The sequence below is a fragment of the Oerskovia sp. NPDC057915 genome (assembly GCF_042887685.1).
In the GTDB taxonomy this organism is placed as follows: Bacteria; Actinomycetota; Actinomycetes; order Actinomycetales; family Cellulomonadaceae; genus Oerskovia.
This window is the reverse complement of record NZ_JBHVOS010000020.1, coordinates 65784-89177: the sequence shown is the minus strand read 5'-3', so window position 1 is coordinate 89177 and position 23394 is coordinate 65784. Positions and strand designations below refer to the sequence as shown.

General features: G+C 72.5%; 20 protein-coding genes. 10 read left to right on the top strand and 10 right to left on the bottom strand.

Translation table 11 applies throughout. The features are described from left to right. Window positions 1-100: 100 nt before the first annotated feature. From ACFVQ3_RS14375 to ACFVQ3_RS14360, 4 genes are all read right to left on the bottom strand, one after another. On the bottom strand, window positions 101-478 hold the full coding sequence (locus tag ACFVQ3_RS14375) for a VOC family protein (RefSeq protein ID WP_387640230.1): 378 nt from the start codon (window positions 476-478) through the stop codon (window positions 101-103). A 273-nt stretch (window positions 479-751) separates the two neighbouring features. Continuing rightward, entirely contained in the window at window positions 752-1192 is a 441-nt protein-coding gene (locus ACFVQ3_RS14370) for a VOC family protein (RefSeq protein ID WP_387640227.1), read from the bottom strand. A 12-nt stretch (window positions 1193-1204) separates the two neighbouring features. After that, complete coding sequence (locus tag ACFVQ3_RS14365) at window positions 1205-1861, bottom strand: dihydrofolate reductase family protein (RefSeq protein ID WP_387640225.1); 657 nt, start codon at window positions 1859-1861, stop codon at window positions 1205-1207. 154 nt (window positions 1862-2015) lie between these two features. After that, window positions 2016-2576, bottom strand: a complete 561-nt coding sequence (locus ACFVQ3_RS14360) for a hypothetical protein (protein WP_387640222.1) — start codon at window positions 2574-2576, stop codon at window positions 2016-2018. Between the two features lie 87 nt (window positions 2577-2663). Between ACFVQ3_RS14360 and ACFVQ3_RS14355 the strand changes: the two genes are divergently transcribed. Beyond that, window positions 2664-3233, top strand: coding sequence for an exonuclease domain-containing protein (locus ACFVQ3_RS14355; protein ID WP_387640219.1), 570 nt, complete (start codon window positions 2664-2666; stop codon window positions 3231-3233). A 355-nt stretch (window positions 3234-3588) separates the two neighbouring features. Here ACFVQ3_RS14355 and ACFVQ3_RS14350 read toward each other — a convergent pair whose 3' ends face one another. The 3 genes from ACFVQ3_RS14350 to metH form a co-directional block, all read right to left on the bottom strand. Beyond that, complete coding sequence (locus tag ACFVQ3_RS14350) at window positions 3589-4107, bottom strand: hypothetical protein (RefSeq protein ID WP_387640217.1); 519 nt, start codon at window positions 4105-4107, stop codon at window positions 3589-3591. Between the two features lie 161 nt (window positions 4108-4268). Next, a complete protein-coding gene (locus ACFVQ3_RS14345; protein WP_387640214.1) occupies window positions 4269-4469 on the bottom strand; it encodes a hypothetical protein in 201 nt (66 codons plus the stop codon). 545 nt (window positions 4470-5014) lie between these two features. Next, window positions 5015-8605: a methionine synthase gene (gene metH, locus ACFVQ3_RS14340; RefSeq protein WP_387640212.1), complete on the bottom strand. Its 3591-nt coding sequence runs from the start codon at window positions 8603-8605 to the stop codon at window positions 5015-5017. A gap of 92 nt (window positions 8606-8697) precedes the next feature. Here metH and ACFVQ3_RS14335 point away from each other — a divergent pair, with 92 nt between their 5' ends. Together ACFVQ3_RS14335 and ACFVQ3_RS14330 are read left to right on the top strand one after the other, a co-directional pair. Continuing rightward, on the top strand, window positions 8698-9816 hold the full coding sequence (locus tag ACFVQ3_RS14335) for a GNAT family N-acetyltransferase (RefSeq protein WP_387640209.1): 1119 nt from the start codon (window positions 8698-8700) through the stop codon (window positions 9814-9816). A 90-nt stretch (window positions 9817-9906) separates the two neighbouring features. After that, window positions 9907-10698: a lysoplasmalogenase gene (locus tag ACFVQ3_RS14330; protein ID WP_387640207.1), complete on the top strand. Its 792-nt coding sequence runs from the start codon at window positions 9907-9909 to the stop codon at window positions 10696-10698. 189 nt (window positions 10699-10887) lie between these two features. Here the strand turns inward: ACFVQ3_RS14330 and ACFVQ3_RS14325 are convergent, their stop codons facing one another. Then, complete coding sequence (locus ACFVQ3_RS14325) at window positions 10888-13371, bottom strand: DNA topoisomerase (ATP-hydrolyzing) subunit A (RefSeq protein ID WP_387640204.1); 2484 nt, start codon at window positions 13369-13371, stop codon at window positions 10888-10890. Window positions 13372-13565: 194 nt separating this feature from the next. Here ACFVQ3_RS14325 and ACFVQ3_RS14320 point away from each other — a divergent pair, with 194 nt between their 5' ends. From ACFVQ3_RS14320 to ACFVQ3_RS14305, 4 genes are all read left to right on the top strand, one after another. Then, on the top strand, window positions 13566-16571 hold the full coding sequence (locus ACFVQ3_RS14320) for a GNAT family N-acetyltransferase (protein ID WP_387640201.1): 3006 nt from the start codon (window positions 13566-13568) through the stop codon (window positions 16569-16571). Between the two features lie 61 nt (window positions 16572-16632). Next, window positions 16633-17232 carry a DUF5998 family protein gene (locus ACFVQ3_RS14315; RefSeq protein ID WP_387640199.1) on the top strand — a complete coding sequence of 200 codons (600 nt, stop codon included), beginning with the start codon at window positions 16633-16635 and terminating at the stop codon, window positions 17230-17232. Then, window positions 17229-18401, top strand: a complete 1173-nt coding sequence (locus tag ACFVQ3_RS14310; protein ID WP_387640196.1) for an alkaline phosphatase family protein — start codon at window positions 17229-17231, stop codon at window positions 18399-18401. Before ACFVQ3_RS14315 ends, ACFVQ3_RS14310 begins: the two co-directional genes overlap by 4 nt. Before the next feature lie 83 nt (window positions 18402-18484). Beyond that, window positions 18485-19150, top strand: coding sequence for a thymidine kinase (locus ACFVQ3_RS14305; protein ID WP_387640194.1), 666 nt, complete (start codon window positions 18485-18487; stop codon window positions 19148-19150). Between the two features lie 111 nt (window positions 19151-19261). Here the strand turns inward: ACFVQ3_RS14305 and sepH are convergent, their stop codons facing one another. After that, the gene (gene sepH, locus ACFVQ3_RS14300) at window positions 19262-20545 is read right to left on the bottom strand and encodes a septation protein SepH (protein WP_387640192.1); all 1284 of its coding nucleotides are present in this window, start codon (window positions 20543-20545) and stop codon (window positions 19262-19264) included. A gap of 134 nt (window positions 20546-20679) precedes the next feature. Here sepH and ACFVQ3_RS14295 point away from each other — a divergent pair, with 134 nt between their 5' ends. From ACFVQ3_RS14295 to ACFVQ3_RS14285, 3 genes are all read left to right on the top strand, one after another. Next, window positions 20680-21330 (top strand): trimeric intracellular cation channel family protein, encoded by a 651-nt coding sequence (locus ACFVQ3_RS14295; RefSeq protein ID WP_387640189.1) that lies wholly within the window; start codon window positions 20680-20682, stop codon window positions 21328-21330. Window positions 21331-21333: 3 nt separating this feature from the next. Beyond that, the gene (locus tag ACFVQ3_RS14290; protein WP_387640187.1) at window positions 21334-22191 is read left to right on the top strand and encodes an inositol monophosphatase family protein; all 858 of its coding nucleotides are present in this window, start codon (window positions 21334-21336) and stop codon (window positions 22189-22191) included. Window positions 22192-22430: 239 nt separating this feature from the next. Then, the gene (locus ACFVQ3_RS14285; protein ID WP_030152516.1) at window positions 22431-22730 is read left to right on the top strand and encodes a DUF4193 domain-containing protein; all 300 of its coding nucleotides are present in this window, start codon (window positions 22431-22433) and stop codon (window positions 22728-22730) included. A gap of 103 nt (window positions 22731-22833) precedes the next feature. Here the strand turns inward: ACFVQ3_RS14285 and ACFVQ3_RS14280 are convergent, their stop codons facing one another. Beyond that, window positions 22834-23370, bottom strand: coding sequence for a DUF3093 domain-containing protein (locus ACFVQ3_RS14280; protein WP_387640184.1), 537 nt, complete (start codon window positions 23368-23370; stop codon window positions 22834-22836). Window positions 23371-23394: the final 24 nt, after the last annotated feature.

Below are 23394 nucleotides of genomic sequence, written 5' to 3'. Positions count from 1 at the left end.
CGGGGGGGGCTTGTTTATTTCACAACCCCCGGGGCCCGCGGGGGGGCGGCTCGCCCCCCCCCCGGGCCCCCCCCCCCCCCCCCACGGGTCTACCTCGGCGTCAGGGGGCCAGGCGCTTGCGCAGGAGGCAGAACTCGTTGCCCTCGGGGTCGGCGAGGACGTGCCACGACTCGTCGCCTGTCTGCCCGATGTCCGCGCGGCGTGCGCCGAGGGCCAGCAGGCGTTCGAGCTCGGCGTCCTGGTCGCGGTCGGTCGCATTGACGTCGATGTGCAGGGGGAGCTTGCCGGTCTTCGGGTCGTCGCTGGGGCTCAGGATGAGGGTCGGCTGCAGGCCGCCGAACCCGACGTCGGCCGGGCCGATCTCGATCGCACCCTCCTCCCGTCCGAGCTCGACGTAGCCGAGGACTCCGCTCCAGAACCGTGCGAGCAGCTCGGGGTCGGCGCAGTCGAGGACCAGTTCACTGATGCGGGATGCCATGCGTCGCAGTCTACGAAGGTGACGACGGTCACGTCAGACGAATTCCGGACGTGCCCTGCCGTGCCCTGCCGTGCCCTGCCGTGCCAGCCGCCGAGGACGACGATGCGCAGCGCCGAGGGTGACGCCCTCGGCCGCCGACGGTGACTCAACCTGGTGCCGAGGGTGACGCACATCGTCGCCGACGGTGACGCAACCCGATGCCGAGGGTGACGGGATCCGGCGGCGAGGGTGACGTCGTCGGGCAGCGAGGGCGACGACCACGAGTCCAGGTGGTCACCCGAGCTCTTCGGCCAGTGCGACGACGATCCCTTCCGGCCCGCGGAGGTAGCACAGCCGGTAGGTGTCCTCGTACCGGACGATCTCGCCGATGAGCGTGGCGCCGTGCCCGCGGAGCCGCTCGACCGTGTCGTCGATGTCGTCGACCGTGAACATCACGCGGTGCAGGCCCAGGGTGTTCGACGGTGCACCACCCAGGCCGACGTCCACGGCCGCAGGGGAGTGGTAGGTGCTGAGCTCGAGCCGGCCGGGACCGTCGGGGACGCGCAGCATCGCGATCTCCGACCGCATCTCGTCGAGCCCGACGACGTCCCCCGCCCAGGCGCCCTCGATCGGAGCCCGGCCCTCGAGCTCCATGCCGAGCTCGACGAAGAACGCGACCGCCGCGTCGAGGTCGGCGACGACGATGCCGACGTTGTCGAGTCGTTGGACCGCCATGGAACTCCTGCCTCAGGTTCTCTCGGCCGGGCGGTCGAGTCCGCGGTCTGCGGCCGCCATGTCGCCCGTCGCGGGCGTGCCGCCGGCTAGACCGTAACGCAGCAGCACGGTGCCCGCAGGGCTGGCGGCAGGCGGTTCGAGGAGGGTCAGGTTGGTGGGCACGGCACCGCCGTCGAACACGGTCTTCCCGACGCCGAGGACGATCGGGTGGACCCACAGATCGAGGCGGTCGAAGAGCTTCTCCCGCAGGAGCATCTGCACGAGGTCGAGACTGCCGACGACCTTGACGTGCTCGTGCCGGTCGCGAACCTCTCGGACCGCGGCGGCGAGGTCGGGGCCGAGGAGTGTCGAGCCGGCCCACGATAGATCAGGCGTACCCCGGGATGCGACGTACTTGGGGATGCGGTTGAAGAGGGCAGCGAAGTCGTCGTCCTGGCCGCCCTCCTGGTGAGGCCAGTAGGCGGCGAAGATGTCGTAGGTGCGGCGGCCGAGCAGGAGGGCGTCGGTGCCCTCGTAGGCGGCGGCCACCTGCTCCCCGGCGACGTCGTCCAGCAGGGGAGCCTGCCAGCCGCCGAAAGGGAACCCGTTCGCCGGGTCCTCGTCGGGACCGCCGGGCGCCTGCCCGACGAGGTCCAGGGTCGTGAACAGCTCGATCTCGATCGATCCCATGATGCGCTCCGGTGGGTCGGCGGCGTGGTCAGGGGGTAGACCGAGCGGAGGGAGAGAACTCATCGGGTTCTCGGTGCGCGGGGGTGACGCCCGGAGACCGGTCGACGGACCGGTCTCCGGTGGGCGGCAGCCGCAGATGAGCTACGTCGACGGCCTAGCCGCCGAACAGGTCGTACTGGGCCCCGACGCCAGCCCCGGCCGCGACCGGGACGGCCGCCTTTCGCTCGACGACGAGGCGACGCAAGCGTGGTGCATGGGCGTCGCCGAGGGTGAGGTGGTGACCCGCGAGGATCCACCGTGTGCCGTGCTCGTCCCGACGGACCCCACCGGAGATCGTGAACCGGCCGCAGCCTTCGAACTCGAAGTCGGCGGTGACGATGTCACCGGCATCGAGGCTCGAGACGACGGACCGGAGCTCGTCGCCGTCCGGCGCGAGGTCGGACCGGTCGTCGTCCTCGACGACCGTCGACGTGAGGCTCTGCAGCTCGGAGACCGGCTCGACCTTCTTGCCGTTCGTCAGGTCCCACCAACCCACCTTGAGCACGGTCTCGGTCAGGTCCCTGCGGACCGGGCCGGAGACCGTGAACTGACCGTGCTCGGTGTAGCGGAAGAGCGCCGTGACGCTCGCGCCGGTCTCGAGCGGCTCGAGGGCGCTCCGCAGCGCCGTCAGGTTGCGGCGGGACAGGGGGACACCAAAGCCGAGATCGTTGGACACGGTCCGCAGAGTACTACGTGCTGACCTGCGGTTCAGGCCTGCTCCGGCGCCGCCGGCCGACCGGTTGCCTCGTCTACTATGTCCGGCATGCCCCTTGCCGCGCTGCCAGGCCTGTCGTTCACCGCGATCGACTTCGAGACCGCCAATCCGAAGCGGGCTTCGGTCTGTGCGGTCGGTGTCGTCAAGGTCCGCGACGGCGTCGTGGTGGACTCGCTCGAGACCCTCGTCGACCCGCCGCCCGGCCATCAGTCGTTCAGCTACCGGAACGTGGCCGTCCACGGGATCCAGCCGCAGGACGTCCTCGGTGCACCGACCTGGGACGTCGTCTACGGCAAGGTCGTCGAGTTCGCGGACGGGGACGCGCTCGTCGCGCACAACGCCGCCTTCGACCGCTCGGTCCTGGTGCAGGCGAGCGAGGTGTACGGCATCGGGGTGCCACGGTCGCAATGGTTGTGCACGCGTGACGCTGCCAAGTCTGTCCTCTCTCTCGCCTCGTACCGGCTGCCCGACGTCTCGTCGGCTCTGAGCATCCCCGCCCACGCCCACCACGAGGCCGGGGCCGACGCCCGCCAGGCCGCACTCGTCCTCGTCGAGCTGTGCCGCAGGCTCGGACCGGGCGGACTGGACCTGGTACGGCGTCACGTCCGAACCTGCTGATCCGAGCACCGGAGCAGCATCCTGCGTCCGGGGACTGATCGAGTGGTGCGGTGTGCGTCGTCGACGAGGCGGCGAGCTGACGCGATGGACCACGTCCGGCAGGCAATCAGCCCGACGACACCAAGGACTGCGGCACCCGTTCAGACAGCTCCGCGCCATGACCCATCACATCAGCGGAAACGAGCCCCGCTCTGATCGACGACGACAGTCGCGTTCACCGTCCCCTTGATGATGTTCAAGTCGGCAGAGCAGTCGAACGTGCGGATCGACGGTTAGGCGCTACGGGCGTTCTGGCGATGTGCGCCGCTGTGCTGGCTGTGGTCGCTGGGGGCGCGCTCGTTGCTCCGGTCCTACGTCAACGTCGGTCAAGGTCGCGGGGTGCAACCTTGACCAACGGGCCGTTCGGCCTTCCGTACAGCGGGTTGGCCTGCTCGTCGATGTGGGAGGTGAAGTCGCCGAGCTGGCGAACGTCCGGCAGCATCTCGCCGCCAGCGTCGCTGAAGGTGCTGTAGTCCAGCGAGTGGAGTTGCCCGCCTTCGACCCACAGCTCGAGCGAGCCGAGGTGTACGTCCCTGTCGCTGACGGCGAGGGTGGCGATCGGGCCGCCTCCCTGTTGGGGGATCCTCGGTGCATCTGCTTCGGCCGGGATGTCGATGAGGAAGCATGCGTCGCCGTCGTGGTCCTTGCCGCCCCAGCGTGCGTGCGCGAGCTGCGCCCTGGCTTCTTCGGCCCCTCGCCACGTGCCCGCGCAGATGCGTTCGAGGAGAGCGGACTCCTGCGGTGTCAGGCGCCCGCCGGCACGCCGGGGTGCGTTGGCGAGTGCGTCGTTCATGGCCGAATCCTCGCAGAGGCCCAGCGTGTCGATGCCGAACATGACCCTCCTTGACTCCGCCGTCGAGGTCTCTTCGCGGGTTGGACAAGGCCTGAGGCTAGATGAGTCTGGTCTCTAGTCTCAGGACTTGAGGGCTACCTGGTCTTGAGTCCTCGTTGGCCAAGGCTGTGGAGCAGAACTTGACCAACGCGGGCGGTCGGCGGCTACTGAGGTTCGGTGGAGTCCTCCTGGCGGCTCGACCAGAGCTCCTGCAGCCCGCGGGCCCCCTGGACCGCTCCGACGACAACCGCCGCCATGATCGCGGCTCGGGCGGCGAGCGGCAGGCCGCTGGCGTAAGAGCCGAGGATCCAGACGGCGGCTGCTGCGATCAGGGCGGGGACGAGTACGACGATGAAGGTCTTCATGCGTGACTCCGGGGAACGGGCCCGCCGTGGGCATGTAGCTGCACATGTCCAAGGCGGGCTGGTTGGGCGTCTAGGCGGGAGCGTGTGCTAACACAGTGCGGATGAGCGGCACTGGATCGTGCTGCAGCAGCCCTTCGGCGAGTCGTACCACCACGACGTGCGCTTGTTGGAGCAGATTTCGTTGCGCGCGAGGTAGGTTCGCATCCACTGCTCGAGCGTGGGGGAGGAGGTCGGCAGGTCCCCGTTCCGGTCGGGCTCGGATCGCAGCTTCTTGAGCTTGTCGGACGCACGGCCTTGGTGCGGGCCCGGACGACCTTGCGCCGACGTTTGCCCTCCGGGGCGGGCGGGAGCGTGACCGCGGCTGTCCACAGGCCGAGCGAGTCCTGGTAGAGCGCCCCGGCCCCCGCGTCTCGTCGGGCGGTCTTCGATGCCGGTCGAAACTCCGCTGGGCGTTGCCCCGAGCGTAGCCACAGGTGTGGCCCCGCATGCCCCCACGTGGAGTTGTGAAAGCCGCTCTGACCTGGGGTTATGCCCTACCGTCAGCCCTACACCGAGAAGTACTTCGCCTCCGGGTGGTGGAACACGAACGCGTCCGTCGACTGCTCCGGGTGCAGCTGCAGCTCGTCCGACAGCACCACCCCGACCCGCTCGGGCCGGAGCAGCTCGACGACCTTGCGCCGGTCCTCCATGTCGGGGCATGCGGGGTAGCCGAGCGAGAACCTCGCCCCGCGGTAGTCGAGGTCGAACATCCCCTGGACGTCCGCAGGGTCCTCGCCTGCGAACCCGAGCTCGGACCGTACGCGGGTGTGCCACATCTCGGCGAGCGCCTCGGTGAGCTGCACGGACAGCCCGTGGAGCTCCATGTACTCGCGGTACTTGTCGGCCGCGAAGAGCTTGGCGGTGTGCACGTCGACGGTGTCGCCCACGGTCACGAGCTGGACGGGCAGGACGTCGTAGCGCCCGGTCTCCTCGACCCACGAGCGGGGCTTGACGAAGTCCGCGAGGCACAGGTGGCGGTCGCGGCGTTGCCGGGGGAACGTGAAGCGCAGCCGCTCCTCGCCCACGGGTCCGCCAGAGCCGCCGTCGGGTGCCCCGATGCCCGCGAGCCCGGGCCCGTGGTGGGCGACGACGACGTCGTCGCCCTCCGACCACACGGGGAAGTACCCGTAGATCACGGACGGGTCGACGATGCCGTCGGTGCGGATCTGCTCGAGCCACGCGTTGAGGCGTGGGCGTCCTTCGGTCTGGACGAGTTCCTCGTAGGAGGCGCCGGCCGCGCCGTCGGCATCGGAGGACCGTCCCGGCTTGAGCCCCCACTGGCCCATGAACGTAGCGCGCTCGTCGAGGAACGCCGCGTAGTCGGCGAGCTGGATGCCCTTGACGATGCGCGTGCCCCAGAAGGGCGGGGTGGGCACGGGGTTGTCCGCGGCGACGTCGGAGCGTGCGGGCAGGTCCTCCACGGGGGTCTGGGTGACGGTCACGGTCGCGTGGCGGCGCTTCTTGAGGGGAGGCAGCCCGACGGCGTCGCGTGCCTCTCCCCGCGCCACGCGGACGAGCGGTTCCATGAGTCGCAGGCCTTCGAACGCGTCGCGGGCGTAGCGGACCTCGCCCGGGAAGATGCCGGCGAGGTCGTCCTCGACGTAGGTGCGGGTCAGGGCCGCGCCGCCGAGCAGGATCGGCCAGCGCGTGGCGAGCCCGCGCGAGGCGAGCTCTTCGAGGTTCTCGCGCATGACGACGGTCGACTTCACGAGGAGCCCCGACATGCCGATCACGTCGGCGTCGTGCTCCTCGGCGGCGTCGATCATGGCGCCGATCGACTGCTTGATGCCGATGTTGACGACCGTGTACCCGTTGTTGGTGAGGATGATGTCGACGAGGTTCTTGCCGATGTCGTGCACGTCGCCGCGCACGGTCGCCAGGACGATGGTGCCCTTGCCCGCCTCGTCGGTCTTCTCCATGTGCGGTTCGAGCAGCGCGACCGCGGTCTTCATGACCTCGGCGGACTGCAGCACGAACGGGAGCTGCATCTCGCCCTTGCCGAACAGCTCGCCGACGACCTTCATACCGGCCAGGAGGTGGTCGTTGACGATGTCGAGCGCCTTCATGCCGGAGGCGAGCGCCTCGTCGACGTCGGCCTCGAGGCCCTTGCGCTCGCCGTCGACGATGCGCCGTTCGAGTCGCGGTCCCACGGGCAGCGCGGCCATCTCGGCGGCGCGCGCGTCCTTGAGCGCCGCGGAGTCGACGCCGGAGAAGAGGTCGAGGAGGTGGGCGAGCGGGTCGTGCGTGAGGTTCCCCTCGGCGTCGTACTCGCGCTTGTCCCACACGAGGTCGAGCGCGGCCTGGCGCTGGTCGTCGGGGATGGAGGCGAGGGGCAGGATCTTCGCGGCGTGCACGATCGCGGAGTCCAGCCCGGCCTGCGTGGCCTCGTGCAGGAACACCGAGTTGAGCACGGTGCGCGCGGCCGGGTTGAGGCCGAACGACACGTTGGAGACCCCGAGCGTGGTGTGCACGCCCGGGTAGCGTGCGACCAGCTCGCGGATCGCCTCGATGGTCTCGATCGCGTCGCGCCGCGTCTCCTCCTGGCCCGTCGCGATGGGGAACGTGAGGGTGTCGACGACGATGTCGTCGAGTCGCACGCCCCACTCGCCCACGAGGGTGTCGATGAGGCGCGAGGCGATCGCGACCTTGGTCTCGGCCGTGCGTGCCTGCCCCTCCTCGTCGATCGTGAGCGCGATGACGGCGGCGCCGTGCTCCTTGACGAGCGGCATGATGCGCGCGAAGCGCGACGTGGGCCCGTCGCCGTCCTCGAAGTTGACCGAGTTCACGACGGCGCGCCCGCCCACGAGCTCGAGGCCCGCCTGGATGACGGCCGGCTCGGTCGAGTCGATCACGAGGGGGAGCGTGGACGCGCTCGCGAGACGCGAGACGACCTCGCGGGCGTCCGCGACGCCGTCGCGCCCCACGTAGTCGATGCAGACGTCGAGCAGGTGGGCGCCGTCGCGCGTCTGGGCGCGCGCGATCTGGACGCACTCGTCCCAGTTCTCGGCGAGCATCGCGTCGCGGAACGCCTTGGAGCCGTTGGCGTTCGTGCGCTCGCCGATCGCGAGGAACGCCGAGTCCTGGTGGAAGTCGACGTGCGAGTACAGGCTCGCGACGCCGTTCTCGCGCTCGGGGCTGCGCGGTGCGACGGGCCGTGCGCGCACGGCCTCGACGACCTGGCGCAGGTGCTCGGGGGTCGTGCCGCAGCACCCGCCCACGAGGCCCAGGCCGAACTCGGTGACGAACTGGGTGTGCGCAGCGGCGAGCTCACCCGGCGTGAGGGGGTAGGAGGCCCCGTTCGCGCCCAGCACGGGCAGCCCGGCGTTGGGCATGCACGTCACGGGGATCTCGGCGTGCTTGGCCAGGTGGCGCAGGTGCTCGCTCATCTCGGCGGGGCCCGTCGCGCAGTTCAGCCCGATCGCGTCGACGTCCAGCGACTGGAGCGTCGTGAGGGCCGCACCGATCTCCGACCCCATGAGCATGGTGCCCGTGGTCTCGACCGTGACCTGCACGACGACCGGCACCGAGCGCCCGACGTCGCGCATCGCGGCGCGCGAGCCGTTGACCGCGGCCTTGGCCTGGAGCAGGTCCTGGCTCGTCTCGACGAGGATCGCGTCGACGCCGCCGTCGAGCAGTCCCGCGGCCTGCTCGGCGAACGTGTCGCGCAGGTGCGCGTACGTCGTGTGCCCGAGGCTCGGGAGCTTGGTGCCGGGCCCCATGGAGCCCAGGACCCAGCGCGGCTGCTCGGGGGTCGACCACGCGTCGGCCCGCTCCCGGGCGATGCGCGCGCCGGCGGCGGCGAGCTCGCGGATGCGGTCCTCGATGTCGTAGTCCGACAGGTTGGACCAGTTGGCGCCGAACGTGTTCGTCTCGACGCAGTCGACGCCGACCGCGAGGTACGCGTCGTGCACGGCCGCGATGATGTCGGGCCGCGAGACGTTGAGGATCTCGTTGCAGCCCTCGAGCTGCTGATAGTCGTCCAGGCTCGGGTCCTGCTCCTGGATCATGGTGCCCATCGCGCCGTCGGCCACGACGACGCGGGTGCGCAGGGCCTCGGAGAAGGCGGCGGATCGGGCGTCGGCGGCGTCGTGGGACATGAGCGGAACTGTAACGCCGGGGGAGCGCGTGCGGCCGGGGCGTCCGGAAAAACAGGGTGCCTCGTCCGGCGCGCGACCCTAGCGTGGTGCCCATGAGCCCTGCACCCTCCGCCCGTCAGACCCTCGCCCCGATCGCCGAGCGCGTCGCCGCGCCCGACGTCGTGCCCGTCCCGCACGTCGAGGGACTCACGTGGCGCCCGCTGGTGGTCGAGGACGCGCCGGCGCTCTTCCGCCTGATCGCGGCCGTCGAGGAGCACGACGAGCACCCGTACCGGACCGCGCTCGAGGAGGCCGAGGAGATCTTCGAGGGTGAGTGGCGCGACCTGACCCGCGACACCCTCGTCGGGCTCGACGCCGACGGTGAGCCGCGCGCGTACGCGACGGTCGAGACCCGCCCCGGCGACACGACGGTCGTGCGGGCGTTCGTCCAGGGGGCCGTGCACCCGCAGTGGCGCGGACGCGGCGTGGGACGGCAGGTCATCGCCTGGTCGACGGGGCGCGCCCGCCAGCTCCTCGCCGCCTCGGGCAAGGAGCTGCCCGCCCGCATCGCGGGCTACGCCCAGGACGACGACGAGCTCGAGCGCCGCCTGTTCGAGGCCGCGGGCTTCACCGCGAACCGCTTCTACTCCAACCTTCGGCGCGACCTGTCCCGTCCGGTGCCCGAGGTCTCGCTGGGCGACGGGCTGCGCGTCGTGCCGTGGTCGCCCGAGCTCGACGAGGCCACGCGCCTCGCGCACAACGACGCGTTCCGCGACCACTGGGGCAGCGAGCCCGCGACGCCCGAGTCCTGGGTGCACGGGCGCAGCATGTTCGCCCCTGAGTGGAGCGTCCTCGTCGTGGACGACTCGCCCGCGGTCGTGGACGCCACGCCCACGGAGGGCCACCTGCCCGACGACGTCGCTCCCGCCGGGAGCGCGGGCGACGTTCCGGTCGTGGCCGGGTACCTCCTGTCCGGTCGCTACGAGCACGACTGGCCCGTCCAGGGCTACTCGAGCGGGTACACCGAGACCCTGGGGGTGCGCCGCGCCTACCGCGGGCGAAAGATCGCGGTCGCCCTGCTCAGCGCGGGCATGGCCGCCTACAAGAAAGGCGGGGTGGACTTCGCCGAGCTCGACGTCGACACCGAGAACCCGTCCGGCGCCCACGGGCTCTACGCGAGCCTCGGCTACGAGAAGACCGACGGTTCGCGGATGTACTCGATCGAGCTCTGAGGCTCTACCGTGTTCCCAGCGCAGCGTGGCAACGGTGCCACGCCGCTGGGCACCCGCGACGCGGGTGCTGCTCGCCTCGAAGGGAACACCGTGGTTGCCTCCACCTCGCGCGTCTCGCCCGCGCCCGCCCCGTCCACCGTCCTCCGGAGGCGCCCTGCGGCGCTCGCGGCCGCCGGGGCGTTCCTCCTGCTCTCCGCGGTGCACCTCGCCGCGCACCTGGCCGGCGCCGAGCGGCTCGCCGAGGTCACGCAGTGGTTCGTCATGCCGCTGCTCGCGCTCGTCGTGTGGGCGGCGACGGCAGGCGTCCGACGGTCGCGCCTCGTGCGGTGGACGCTCGTCGCGCTGGGCTTCTCGTGGCTGGGCGACAGCGCCCCCGACCTGTCGAGCGGTGACGCGTCGTTCCTGACGATGGTCGGGTTCTTCCTGCTCGCCCAGCTCTCGTACGCGGCGGCGTTCTGGCCGCGCCGCGGCCAGAGCCTGCTGCGCCGTCCGCTCCTGCTCGTGCCCTACGGGATCGCGCTCGGTGCCCTGGTCGCGGTGTGCGCCCCGCACGCGGGCGCCCTGCTGGTCCCGGTCATGGTCTACGGCGTGTGCCTGACGGTCATGGCGGTGCTGTCGACCGGTGTGAACCGGGTCGCGGGTGTCGGTGGTGCGGTCTTCCTCGTCTCGGACGCGCTCATCGCGCTCGGGGCGTTCGTCCCGGGCTTCGAGGTCCCGGGTCCGCTGTCCTCCGGGTTCTGGGTCATGCTCACGTACCTCGCGGGCCAGGCGCTGCTCGTCGCCGGGATCCTGCGCCGGGACGCGCGGGACGCGTCCGGCGCGGGCCTCGCGGTCGGGTCGCCGGACGCCGACGGCGGCGCGTCGGGCACGCCGTCGGCCTGAGCGGGTCGTCGGTCGACGACGGCACAGGACCTGACGGGACGCCACAGGACGGCGTACGACCGCGCAGGGCCGCACGGCAGGACGGCGTACGACCGCGCAGGGCCGCACGGCAGGACGACGAACGACCGTGGGGTCGACCGGAGGAACCGGTCGACCCCACGGTCGTCCGCCCCGAGGCGGTGGGCAGGCTCAGCCGACACCGATCGCCGTGATCGGGACCTCGAGCGGTGCGCCCGATCCGTCGCGGCGCTGGTCGACGGGGGGCAGCTCGACGGGCTGGCCCGCGGACCCCACGGCCCGGCCGGGACCGCGGCCGACCCACGCGAGGATGAGCGTGTCCTCGCCCTTGAGGAACCGCTGGGCGCGCACGCCACCCGTCGCGCGGCCCTTGCCGGGGTAGAGCTCGTAGGGCGTGACCTTGCCCGAGCCCGCCTGCGTGCCCGGCAGGGCGTCGGACGCGCCCGCGATGGTCACGACCGTCATGAGGTCGCGGCTCGCGGCGTCGATCACGCCGAAGAACGTGACCTGCTGTCCCGGCGCGAGCTTGATGCCCGCCATGCCTGCGGCGCTGCGTCCCTGCGGGCGCACGGCCGACGCGTCGAAGTGCAGCAGGCTCGCGTCGGAGCTCACGAACACGAGCTCGTCCGCGTCGGTCACGGGGGCCGCGCCGACCACGGCGTCGCCCTCCTTGAGGGAGACGACCTCCCAGGAGTCTCGGTTGGTCGGCATGTCGCCCGCGATGACGCGCTTGACGACGCCGCCCGCGGTGCCGAGCGCGAGCGTGGGGGCGTCGGGGTCGAGGGACACGATGGTCAGCGGCCTCTCGCCCGCCTCGAGGCTCACGATCTCGCTCAGGGGCACGCCGCCGGACAGGCTCGGGGCGCCGTCGGTCGGGGGGAGGGCGGGCAGGTCGAGGACCGAGAGCCGCACGATGCGGCCCGTGCTCGTCACGAGCCCGACGTCGCTGCGCACGCTGGCCGCCACGGCACCGCTCAGGGCGTCGTGCGAGTGGCGGCGCCCACCCGTGCCCGGCTCGGTCGCGTCGCCCGTGCGGGCCAGGAGCCCCGTCGCGGACATGAGTGCCCAGCAGGGCGTGTCCTCGACCTCGAGCGGGACGGCCGAGACGGTGCCCAGGACGCCCTGCGCGGACGTGGGGGACGCGCCTGCCGACTCGAGGAGGATGGTGCGTCGCGGTGTCCCGTAGACCTTCGCGACCTCCTTCATCTCGGCCGAGACGACCGCGCGGAGCCTGGCGTCGTCGCCGAGGATCTCCTCGAGCTGGGCGATCTCCAGCCGCAGCGCCTCCTGCTCCTTCTCGAGCTCGAGGCGCGAGAACTTGGTCAGGCGGCGCAGGCGCAGCTCGAGGATGTACTCGGCCTGCGGCTCGGACAGGTCGAAGACCTCGCGCAGGCGGGTGCGTGCCGTCTCGGCGTCGTCGCTCGACCGGATGACCTGGATGACCTCGTCGATGTCGACGATCGCGAGCAGCAGGCCCTCGACCAGGTGCAGGCGTTCCTTGCGCTTGGCGAGCCGGTACGACGAACGGCGGCGCACGACGTCGATGCGGTGGTCGACCCACACCTGGAGGAGCTCGCGCAGACCGAGCGTGCGGGGCTGGCCCTCGACGAGCGCGACGTTGTTGATGCCGAACGAGTCCTCGAGCGGGGTGACCTTGTAGAGCTGTTCGAGCACGGCCTCGGGGTTGAAGCCCGTCTTGATCTCGACGACGAGGCGCAGCCCGTGCGCACGGTCCGTGAGGTCGGTCGCGTTGGTGATGCCCACGAGCTTCTTCGACTTCACGCCCTCGGCGATCTTCTCGATGACCTTCTCCGGCCCCACGAGGTAGGGGAGCTCGGTGAAGACGATGCCCTTGCGCTTGGCCGTGATGTTCTCGATGCGTGCGGTGGCCCGGGTGCGGAACGAGCCGCGGCCCGTGCGGTAGGCGTCGCGGATGCCGTCGAGGCCCACGATCTTGCCGCCGCCCGGCAGGTCCGGACCGGGGACGAAGCGCATGAGCGCGTCGAGGTCCGCGGTCGGGTGCTTGATGAGGTGCTGGGCCGCGGCGATGACCTCGACCAGGTTGTGCGGCGCCATGTTGGTCGCCATGCCGACCGCGATGCCCGCGGCGCCGTTGACCAGCAGGTTGGGGATCGCGGAGGGCAGGACCTCGGGCTGGGTCAGCTTGTTGTCGTAGTTCGGGATGAAGTCGACGACGTCCTCGTCGAGCCCGACCGTCATGGCCATGGCCGAGCTCGCGAGGCGCGCCTCGGTGTAGCGCGGCGCTGCGGGTCCGTCGTCGAGCGACCCGAAGTTCCCGTGGCCGTCGACCAGCGGCAGGCGCAGCGAGAACGGCTGGGCCAGGCGCACCAGGGCGTCGTAGATCGCGGTGTCGCCGTGGGGGTGGAGCTTGCCCATGACCTCGCCGACGACGCGCGCCGACTTCACGTGCCCTCGGTCCGGGCGCAGCCCCATGTCGGACATCTGGAACAGGATGCGGCGCTGGACGGGCTTGAGCCCGTCGCGCGCGTCCGGCAGGGCGCGGGCGTAGATGACCGAGTACGCGTACTCGAGGAAGGACCCTTCCATCTCCGTCGTGACGTCGATGTCGATGATCTTCTCGTGGACCTCGCTCGGGTCGAGCGGGGCTTTCGAGGCGGACGGTCTGCGCGCCATGGGTCGTCGGGCTCCTGCGGGTCGATGGGTCGGGTGCTTCGGGTGCGGTCGGCTGTGCGGTCGGCGGGCCGGACGGCCGGGCACGTGTGCTCGTCGGCGAACGGTAGCGCGGCCCACCGACATCCGGGCCCTCATTCTCCCGCGCGCCGGGCGCGCCGCTGACCAGCGTCGCTCCGACCAGTAGCCTAGGGCGGGTGAACGGACACGACGTCCCGGCCGACCCTGACCCGGCGCCGCAGCCGGACCAGTACCCGGTCGAGTGGGAGGCGGACGTCGTGCTGCGCGACGGCACGACGACTCACGTGCGTCCGATCCGGCCGTCCGACGCCGCGGCGCTCCAGCGCTTCCACATGGGCCAGAGCGAGCGCTCCACGTACCTGCGCTTCTTCGCGAACATCGAGCGGCTCTCGGACCGCGACCTCGAGCGCTTCACGGTCGTCGACCACTCCGAGCGCGTGGCCCTGGTCGCGGTCAAGCGGGTGGGGGAGGACCTGCGCGAGGACATCATCGGGGTCGCGCGCTTCGACAAGGTCGCGCCCCACGAGGCCGAGGTCGCGTTCAACATCGCCGACGCCGAGCAGGGGCGCGGCCTGGGGTCGGTGCTCCTGGAGCACCTGGCGGCCGCGGCCCGGGAGCGAGGCGTGCGCAGGTTCAGCGCCGAGGTGCTGCCGCAGAACGGCAAGATGCTCGCGGTCTTCCAGGAGGCCGGCTACGTCGTGAGCCAGCACGTCGACGACGGGATCGTCGCGGTGAGCGTCGACCTCGACCCGACGGACCGCTCGCGCGAGGTCATGGCGGACCGTGAGCACCGCGCCGAGGCGCGGTCCATGCACGGCCTGCTCACGGCCCGCCGGGTCCTGCTCGTGGGCCCCGGCCCGACGGCGGCGCCCGGCACCGTGGAGCGGCTCCTGGCCGAGCGGGTGCTCGCGGGCGCGCTCCGGGACCCGGGCGACGGGACGTTCGAGGTGGTCGGCACCGCCGCGCCCGACGACGCCGTGCTCCCGGTCCCGACCGCGGGAGAGCGCGGGGGGCTCCCCGACGACGGAGGCCCGGTCCTCGTCGACCAGGGGGAGGGCCGGCACGGTCCGCACGGTCACGACGGCGAGCACGGGCACGCGCACGGGCACCCGCACGACGCCGCGACGGCCGCCGAGCTCGTCGAGGAGCTGGTCGAGGAGCTCGACGACGAGGCGGCCGCGCCCCCGGTCCGCTTCCGGGCCCGCATCGCGGACGTCCCCGGACCCGTGGACCTCGCGCTGCTGGCGCTTCCCCCGCACGAGGCGATCGCCGCGACGGCCGAGCTCGAACGCCTCGGGGTGCGCGCCGTCGTCGTGCTGTCGGCAGGGTTCGCGGAGACCGGTCCTGACGGGCTCGCGCTCCAGCGCGACCTCCTGCGCACCGCGCACACCGCCGGGATGCGTGTGGTCGGCCCCGCGACGTACGGGCTCCTGACGACGCACGCCGGGCACCGGCTCAACGCGAGCCTGGCCGAGGTCGAGCCGGTCGCGGGCAGCATCGGCATCTTCTGCCAGTCCGCCCCCACGGCCGTGACGCTCCTGGCGACGGCCCTGCGCCGCGGGATCGGGATCTCCTCGTTCGTGTCGGCCGGGCACCGCGCGGACGTCTCGGGCAACGACCTCATGCAGTTCTGGCAGGACGACCCCGAGACGTCGGTCGTGTGCCTGTACCTCGAGTCGATCGGGAACCCTCGCAAGTTCTCCCGCATCGCCCGACGGCTGGCGTCGGTCAAGCCCGTCGTGGTCGTGACGGCGGGGCGCTCGGGGCAGGTCGTGCCGCCCGGTCACGCCGTCCGCTCGACGCGCGCCCCGCGCCGCACCCTCGACGAGATGCTGCGTCAGTCAGGGGTGATCCACGCCGAGAACACCCACCACCTCGTCGACATCGCCCAGCTCCTCGCGAACCAGCCGCTGCCGTCCGGTCGGCGCATCGGGATCCTCGCGTCGTCGGCCGCGCTGACCGCGCTCGTCGCGGAGGCCGTGGTCTCGGCCGGGCTCGTGGTCGCCGACTGCTCGACGTTCCTGCCCGAGGACGCCGACGACGACCTGGTCGAGAGCGCGGTCGCCGCCCTCTACGCCCCGGACGCGTGCGACGTCGTCGTCGCGGTGCACGTCCCCACCGTCCGCCCCCGCGTCGGCACCGTCTCGCGGGCCGTCGCCCGTGCCGCCGCGGCGAGCGGGCGCACCACGGTCGCGAGCGTCCTCGGGCTCCACGGCCTCGCCGCCGAGCTCAGCGCTCCGGACCCCGCGGACCCCGACGGGCCGCCCCTGCACGTGCCCGCCTACTCGACCCCGGAGGACGCCGTCGCGGCGGTCGGTGCCGTGGTCGGGTACGCGCGCTGGCGCGACGCCGACCACGGCACGGTCGACCGTCCGGCGGGCGTCGACCCCGACCGCGCCCGGGCGATCGTCGAGGGCGCCCTCGCGGGCGACTCGGTGGTCGACCTCGACGCGGAGACCACGGCCCGGCTCCTCGCGGCGTACGGCATCGAGCTGTGGCCCTCGCGCCGTGTCCGTACGGCCGACGAGGCCGTGGCCGCGGCGCACGAGATCGGCTGGCCCGTGGCGCTCAAGAGCACGGCGGAGTCGCTCCGCCACCGGGCGGACCTGGGCGGCGTGCGCCTCGACATCGGCGACGAGGACGAGCTGCGCGACGACGTCGAGCAGATGCGGGCCTCGCTCGCGGCCGTGCTGCCCGTGGGAGACCCCGGACGAGCCACGCCGGGGGAGGACGGCACAGGTGCCGACGGGCCCACGGGGCCCGCACCCTTCGAGGTCCAGCGCATGGCCGACGCGGGCGTGGCGTGCGTCGTGCGCTCGACCGAGGACCAGCTCTTCGGGCCGGTCGTCTCGTTCGGCCTCGCGGGAGACGCGGTCGACCTCCTGGGCGACGTGAGCTACGGCGTGCCCCCGCTCACCGACGTCGACGTCGCCACGATGGTCCGCTCGATCCGGGCCGCACCTCGCCTGTTCGGCTACATGGGGGCGCCCGTGGCGGACACCGCGGCGCTCGAGGACCTGCTCGCGCGCATGTCGCTCATGGCCGACGAGCTGCCCGAGCTGCGCAGCGTCGAGCTCTACCCGGTCGTGGTCGCCGAGCACGGCGCGGCCGTGCTCGGCGCACGGGTCCAGGTGGCGGGCGCACAGCGGGCGGACACCCTGCGGCGGGCGCTCCCGGGCTGATCGGTCCACAGGCGCGCGGGCGGGCTGGCCCCGCCGCGCCGTGCGGTGGGAGAATGCGCGGGTGCCATCTGCTGAATCCCCCTCCCGGACCGACCTGACCTCCCAGCTGCGCCGCGCGGGCTACTACCCGGAGCTCGTGCAGGACGTGCTCGACGTCGCCATCGCCGGGGAGGACCTCGTGTCCCACCTCGTCTACGTCGAGACGACGTTCGACGTCGAGGTGCGTCGCCACCTGACGGTGCTGGTGCTCACGCCGACCCGCCTGATCACCGCGCACGTCGACGACCACCCCGCGGACAGCGAGAACCCGTCCGCGTCCGCCGCGGCGACGACCGAGTCGGTACCGATCTCCGAGCTGCGCTCGGTGTCGTTGTCGCACGTCGTCGTCGACCCGGAGAAGCACCGCAGCGGCACGCCGCCCATCGAGGTCACGCTCGCGATCGGCTGGGGCGCCGTGTCCCGCGTGGACCTGGAGCCCGCGCAGTGCCCGGACCCAGGGTGCGAGGCGGACCACGGCCTGACGGGGCAGATCACGCCCGACGACATCGTGGTGCGCGTGAGTGCCGAGGCGGAGGGGCGCGACGCGGTGCGCAACGCCCTCGCGTTCGCCAGGGCGCTCTCGGCGGCGACGGCCCACGGCGTGGGCCGGGTGAGCCGGTGACGGTCCTGCCCGAGGTCCTCCCGGACGGGCTGCTCGCCCCGCGGTACGACGGGCTCGCCCTGAGCTCGGTCCTGCCCGGCGCGGCCGGCGCCCTGGGTCTGGACCTCACGACCGCGACCGGCACGAGCTCGCTGCAGGCCCGTGCGGACCTCGGCCTGCCGACCGCCGACCGCGTCTGCGTCGTGCTCGTCGACGGCCTGGGCCACGCGAACCTCACCGAGCGGGCCGGCCATGCGCCGTTCCTGCGGTCGCTGCTCGGCACCTCCCGGGTCCTCACGTCGAGCTTCCCCAGCACGACGGCCGCGGCCATCGGCACGTTCGGCACGGGCACGTCCCCCGGTCGCACCGGCATGCTCGGCTACACCCAGCGCGACACCGCCTCGGGTCGGCTCGCGAACATGGTCTCGTGGGACGGCGCCGCAGACCCGCGCGACCTGCAGCAGGAACCGCCCGTGCTCGAACGCCTGGCCGAGGCCGGGGTCGAGGTCTCCTCGGTCGGTCCCGCCCGCTTCGCCGGCTCGGGCATGACCGTGGCCGCGTTGCGCGGAGCACGCTACCTCGCGGCCGAGTCCATCGCGGACCGCGTCGACACCGTGGCGTTCGAGCTCACGGCCCCCGGGATCGTCTACCTCTACTGGGGCGACGTCGACAAGGCCGGTCATCACCACGGCTGGCGCTCGCGGCAGTGGGGCGACGCGCTGTCGGACCTCGACCGCGAGCTCGGACGCCTCGCCCGGTCGCTGCCGCACGGCACCCTGCTGGTCGTGACGGCCGACCACGGCATGGTCGACGTCGACCGCTCGAAGCGCTGGGACGTCGCGAAGACCCCTGAGCTGGGGCGTGGTGTCGACCTCGTGGGCGGCGAGCCCCGCGCGGTGCACGTCTACGCCCGCCCGGACCAGGCACCCTCGGTCGCGGCGCGCTGGTCGTCGGTCCTGGGCGACGACGCGATCGTAGCGCTGCGCGAGGACGCGGTGGCCGCGGGCTGGTTCGGCCCCGTCGCGGACCACGTGCTCCCCGCGATCGGGGACGTCGTCGTCGCGATGCGTGGCCGTGCGACCGTCGTGGACTCCCGCACGCAGACCGCAGCCTCCCTGCAGCTCGTCGGTGTCCACGGGTCGCTGACCCGCACCGAGATGCAGGTCCCGCTGCTCGTCACGACCACCTGAGCACCAACCCACCCCACCCGGTCCGGACGTCGTGACCGGGTGCCCTCAGGGGACCGTCCCCCGTACCCGAAAGGCCCACGACCGTGGCAGAGCTGGTCTTCTTCTCCGGCACGATGGACTGCGGCAAGTCCACCCTCGCCCTGCAGCTCGACCACAACCACTCCGCGCGTGGTCGGACGGGGCTCAAGTTCTCCCGCAACGACCGCGCCGGGACGGACCGGCTCTCCTCGCGCCTCGGCCTCGAGGTCGCCGCGCACGAGGTCCGCGACGACACGGACTTCTGGTCGTTCGTGGTGGACGCACGTCGGCACGGCGAGACCGTCGACTACCTGATCTGCGACGAGGCCCAGTTCTACTCGACGACCCAGGTCGAGCAGCTCGCCCGCCTGGTCGACGAGGTCGAGATCGACGTGTTCGCCTTCGGCATCACGGCGGACTTCCGGTCGCACCTCTTCCCGGGCTCGGCGCGCCTCATCGAGCTGGCCGACCGTGTGGAGGTGCTCCAGGTGCAGGCGCTGTGCTGGTGCGGGGCCCGCGCGACCCACAACGCGCGCACGGTCGACGGCTGGATGGTCGTCGAGGGGGCGCAGGTGGTGGTGGGTGACACCGACAGTGCGAGCGAGGTCGCCTACGAGGTCCTGTGCCGACGGCACCACATGCGGCGCATGACCTCCGCGTCGGCCCGGCTGCGCTCGGCGAACGGGGACGGGTTGGCCCTCGACCTGTCGGAGGGACCCGCGCCCCGCTGAGTCCCCGGCGAGGCGCTGAGGCCTCCGCGACAGGCTGAGACCCCCGCGACGCGGGATCGTGACGCAGGGTCGACGGCGGCGCGGAGGGCCTCGGACCTCCGCGCCAGGAGCTCAGTGCTCGGGCTTGGCCCCGAAGACGATCTCGTCCCAGCTGGGAACGCTCGCCCGGGGCTTGCGGCCGCTGCGTCGCGGCTCGGCCGGGTGCGCCGCAGGCTCGGTCCGGCCTCCGGCGTCCTCGCGCCGGGGACGCGTCGCGCTGACGTGCTCGTCGGGGTCGACGTCGGTCGTGCGGTCGTCGCCCGTGCGACGCTCGCGGCTTCCCGACCCCGCAGGGTGGGCGTCGCGAGACTCCTGGTCAGGGGGCTCCTCGGACGGGTCGAGCCCTTCGTCCCGTCCGACGTCACGGTTCGCGTCCCGGCGGGCCGACCGTGACGGGTGAGCGCCGTCGTCGGGCCGGTGGTGCGCCCCCTGGCGCCCACCCTGACCGAGGCTGATGACCTTGGCCCCTGCGGGCTCGTCCTCCTCGCCGCGCGCGTCGTCGCGCCGCGACGGGGTGCCCAGGTCGAACGTCTGGGGAGGACCGAAGCCCTCGAAGATCGCCGGGTCGTCGTCGCGGTGCGCACGCACGCCGCGCCGCTGGCTGAGGTCGTCGAGGATCGAGGTCGTCTCGTCGTGCAGCGGCAGGGTCTCGACGACCTGCGTGCGCGCGGGTTCGTCCGACGCGTCGGTGCCCGGACCCCGCTCGGGGGAAGGCGCCGACGGGGCCTGGCCGCCACCGCGCGCCGCGTGGTCGAAGATCGCGCCGCGCACGCCGCGCACTGGCTCGGCCTCGGGCGATGCCCCGGACAGCCAGCGGGCCTCGTCCTCGAGCGCGTGCAGGGAGCGGGACTGGGGGTCGTAGGACCAGCGTGCGCTGCGGGCGCGGTCCCCGATCAGGAAGAGCGCCGTGACGGTCCACGCCGCGCCGTGCGGGCGGGCCGCGGACCACTCGACGTCCTCGGGCTCGACGCCGCGAGCGGTCAGGCGCTCGGTGACGAGCTCGCCCAGGGTGAGGGAGCCCTCGTCGTGCCCCAGCCGGTTCTTGCGGACCTGCTCGACGACGAACTCCTGCTCGGCGAGCACGGGCCCCTCGAAGCGGCGCACCTGCTCGATCGGGATGCCGGCCTTCTCGGCGACCTCACGGGCGCTGTGGCCCGCGCGCAGCTGGGACTGGATCTCCCGCACGGGCAGGACGCCGGGAGCCTGGGCCCGCAGCTGTTCGAGCTGGGTGCGGTCGCGGCGGACCGCGGCGCGCAGCGCGTCGTCGATGGGCAGCGTGAACCGGGCACCGTCCGCTCCGGCGAGGACGAGGGTCTCCCCGTCCTCGTGCAACCTCACCAGCTCGAGCTCGTTCATGAATCCTCCCACGCCGTCGCAGACCGGCTCGTCGCCGGTGGGCCTGCACTCCCGAGAGTGCCATCCCGGGTCGCCCACGCGGCGCAGGCGGCTCGGTGTGCCGCGTTCCGGGGTCTGCTGGGATGATTCTCCCCGTGATCGAGTTCCCGATGGACGACGTCCTCGAGCTGGGCGCCGTGTTCTGCGCCGCACTGTCCGGTGGTCTGTCCGCGATCCGCAAGTCCTTCGACATCTTCGGGGTGCTCGTGCTCGCCTGGGCGACAGGTCTGGGCGGCGGGATCCTGCGCGACGTGCTCATCGGCGCGACACCCCCCGTGGGGATCTCGAGCTGGCGCCTCGTTGTGGCCGCGCTGGCCGGGGGAGTGTTCATCTACTTCTTCCACCCTCGTCTCGAACGGATGCGGCGCGGGATCGTCGTGCTCGACGCGGGCGCGCTCGCGCTGTTCGTGATCGTCGGGACGACCAAGGGCCTCGACTACGGGGTCGGCCTCATGGCCGCGGTGATCGTCGGCACCCTCACGGGGATCGGGGGCGGGATCCTGCGCGACCTGCTCACGAGCGAGGCGCCGCTCATCCTCCAGGACCGTCAGCTCTACGCGGTGCCCGCGATCGTGGGGGCGTTCATCACGGCGGTCCTGTGGCGCGAGGGGTGGCTCACGGGGTGGACCCAGCTCGCGACGATCGCGCTGATCTTCGGCTTCCGGCTGGTCTCGCTGCGGCTCGGGTGGACCGTCCCGGGTCCGTGGTCGGGTCGTCGCGGCGGAGCAGGGTCGGGCAGGATGTGAGACGTGACCTCCTTCATCGATGACCCCCGCCTGCCCGACGACGTCACCGTCCCGGAGCTGCGAGCCCTCGCCGAGCGCCTGGCCCGGGAGGCCGGGGCGCTCGTGCGCGACGGCCGGCCCGAGCACGTCGAGGTCGCTGCGACCAAGTCGAGCGCGGTCGACGTCGTGACAGCCATGGACGCCGAGTCGGAGGCCCTCCTGCGGCGCATCATCGCGCGCGAGCGTCCCGACGACGCGATCCTCGGCGAGGAGGAGGGGGCGTCGGCCGGCACGTCCGGTCTGACGTGGGTCATCGACCCGATCGACGGCACGGTCAACTACCTGTACTCGGTCGCCTCGTACGCGATCTCGGTCGCCGTGGTGGCCGGTCCTCCCGACCCCGCCGAGTGGACGGTGCTCGCCGGCGCCGTGCACTCGATCGTCGACGGGCGCACCTGGACGGCCGGCCTCGGTGCGGGGGCGACCCTCGACGGGGAGCCCGTAGTCGTCAACCCTGCGGGCCCGCTCGCGACGTCCCTCGTCGGGACGGGCTTCGGGTACGACGCCGACCGTCGGCGCCACCAGGCGCAGGTGCTCGTGGACGTGCTGCCGCAGGTGCGCGACATCCGTCGGCTCGGTTCGGCCGCGATCGACCTGTGCCTCGTCGCGACCGGCAGCCTCGACCTCTACTACGAGCGCGGCCTCAACCCCTGGGACCTCGCCGCAGGTGCGCTCGTCGCGCAGGAGTCCGGTGCGACCGTGACCGGCCTGCGGGGGCGACCGGCGGGAGTCGAGATGACGGTCGCCGGTGCGCCGCAGGCCGTGGCGGACCTGGTCGCGATCCTGGAGGCCTCCGGTGCCGATTCCGACGGCACCCGGTGAGGGAATCCGTCGGGCCTGGTGAGGGGTGACGAGGACCACTCGCGTCGGGGATGCGCCAGCGCGGTAAATGGTGCAGAATCCGTTCGCCCCCGGGAACAATTCCCGGCGGCGGAGCATTACACCGCGTACACCAGTCAGGACGTCCAGCAGAACGTCCTACGGAGTGCCTGTTCGACGGCCTTCGCCGGACCGAACGACCCCCATGTTCGACCACGACGTTCCGGAGTGTGACCCCACAGATGGCAACTGACTACGACGCCCCCCGCAAGAGCGAAGAGGATCTCAGCGAGGACTCGATCCAAGAGCTGCAGGCTCGTCGCTCCGACAAGAGCTCGGGCGTTGTGGACGAAGACGAGACCGAAGCTGCGGAAGGGTTCGAGCTCCCGGGCGCGGACCTCTCCGGCGAAGAGCTCTCGGTCCGCGTGCTGCCTCGGCAGGCTGACGAGTTCACCTGTTCGAGCTGCTTCCTCGTGCACCACCGCAGCCAGCTCGCGTACGAGAAGAACGGGCAGCAGATCTGCTCGGAGTGCGCGGCCTGACGGCCTGAGCCCCAACGACGGACGGCCGCCACCCCACGAGGGGTGGCGGCCGTCCGCGCGTCCGGGCTCGTCGACGGCTCGTCGACGGCCCGTCGACGGCTGGTCAGCGGTCGGGCTGGTCCCGACCGTCGGCCGCGGTGCCCATGACGCCCGCGGTGCCCGCGGTGCCGCCGGTCGGGGCGCTCGCGGTCAGGGCTGCGGCGAGCTCGGTCGGTCGCCGGGTGGAGACGAGCCAGTACGGGGTCGGGTCGGCCGGGTCGACGAGCTCGACACGCAGACCGGTGCGGGCCCACGCCCGCAGGCAGACGTACGCCCTGGCGTCGAGCGTGGGGCCGAGCTCGCGCGTCATGGCCGCGCGGTCGAGCACCGTGGTGGTCCCGAGGAGCGGCGTCGGGATCGTCGCGCGTCCGGCGCGCAGCACGGGCTGGCCGTCCGGACCGGGGGAGACGGAGACCACGGGGGAGGTCCACCATGCGAGGGCGACCAGGACGACGAGGGCCACGACCCCCGTGGAGATCGACAGCACGTCGTCGACGGGCCACAGCGCCACGCCGAGGATGACGGCGAAGGCGACGGCGGCGGACCATCCGCCGGGGCCGGGGAGCAGGCGTTCGCGGTAGGCAGGGGCAGGCTGAGGCATGAGCCCATCATCCCAGGTCCGTCC

What these genes read in the sequence shown, in the direction of transcription:
- ACFVQ3_RS14375 (WP_387640230.1), bottom strand. Translation starts at nt 478, where the DNA reads ATGGCATCCCGCATCAGTGAACTGGTCCTCGACTGCGCCGACCCCGAG.
- ACFVQ3_RS14370 (WP_387640227.1), bottom strand. Translation starts at nt 1,192, where the DNA reads ATGGCGGTCCAACGACTCGACAACGTCGGCATCGTCGTCGCCGACCTC.
- ACFVQ3_RS14365 (WP_387640225.1), bottom strand. Translation starts at nt 1,861, where the DNA reads ATGGGATCGATCGAGATCGAGCTGTTCACGACCCTGGACCTCGTCGGG.
- ACFVQ3_RS14355 (WP_387640219.1), top strand. Translation starts at nt 2,664, where the DNA reads ATGCCCCTTGCCGCGCTGCCAGGCCTGTCGTTCACCGCGATCGACTTC.
- ACFVQ3_RS14350 (WP_387640217.1), bottom strand. Translation starts at nt 4,107, where the DNA reads ATGTTCGGCATCGACACGCTGGGCCTCTGCGAGGATTCGGCCATGAAC.
- ACFVQ3_RS14345 (WP_387640214.1), bottom strand. Translation starts at nt 4,469, where the DNA reads ATGAAGACCTTCATCGTCGTACTCGTCCCCGCCCTGATCGCAGCAGCC.
- metH (WP_387640212.1), bottom strand. Translation starts at nt 8,605, where the DNA reads ATGTCCCACGACGCCGCCGACGCCCGATCCGCCGCCTTCTCCGAGGCC.
- ACFVQ3_RS14335 (WP_387640209.1), top strand. Translation starts at nt 8,698, where the DNA reads ATGAGCCCTGCACCCTCCGCCCGTCAGACCCTCGCCCCGATCGCCGAG.
- ACFVQ3_RS14325 (WP_387640204.1), bottom strand. Translation starts at nt 13,371, where the DNA reads ATGGCGCGCAGACCGTCCGCCTCGAAAGCCCCGCTCGACCCGAGCGAG.
- sepH (WP_387640192.1), bottom strand. Translation starts at nt 20,545, where the DNA reads ATGAACGAGCTCGAGCTGGTGAGGTTGCACGAGGACGGGGAGACCCTC.
- ACFVQ3_RS14285 (WP_030152516.1), top strand. Translation starts at nt 22,431, where the DNA reads ATGGCAACTGACTACGACGCCCCCCGCAAGAGCGAAGAGGATCTCAGC.
- ACFVQ3_RS14280 (WP_387640184.1), bottom strand. Translation starts at nt 23,370, where the DNA reads ATGCCTCAGCCTGCCCCTGCCTACCGCGAACGCCTGCTCCCCGGCCCC.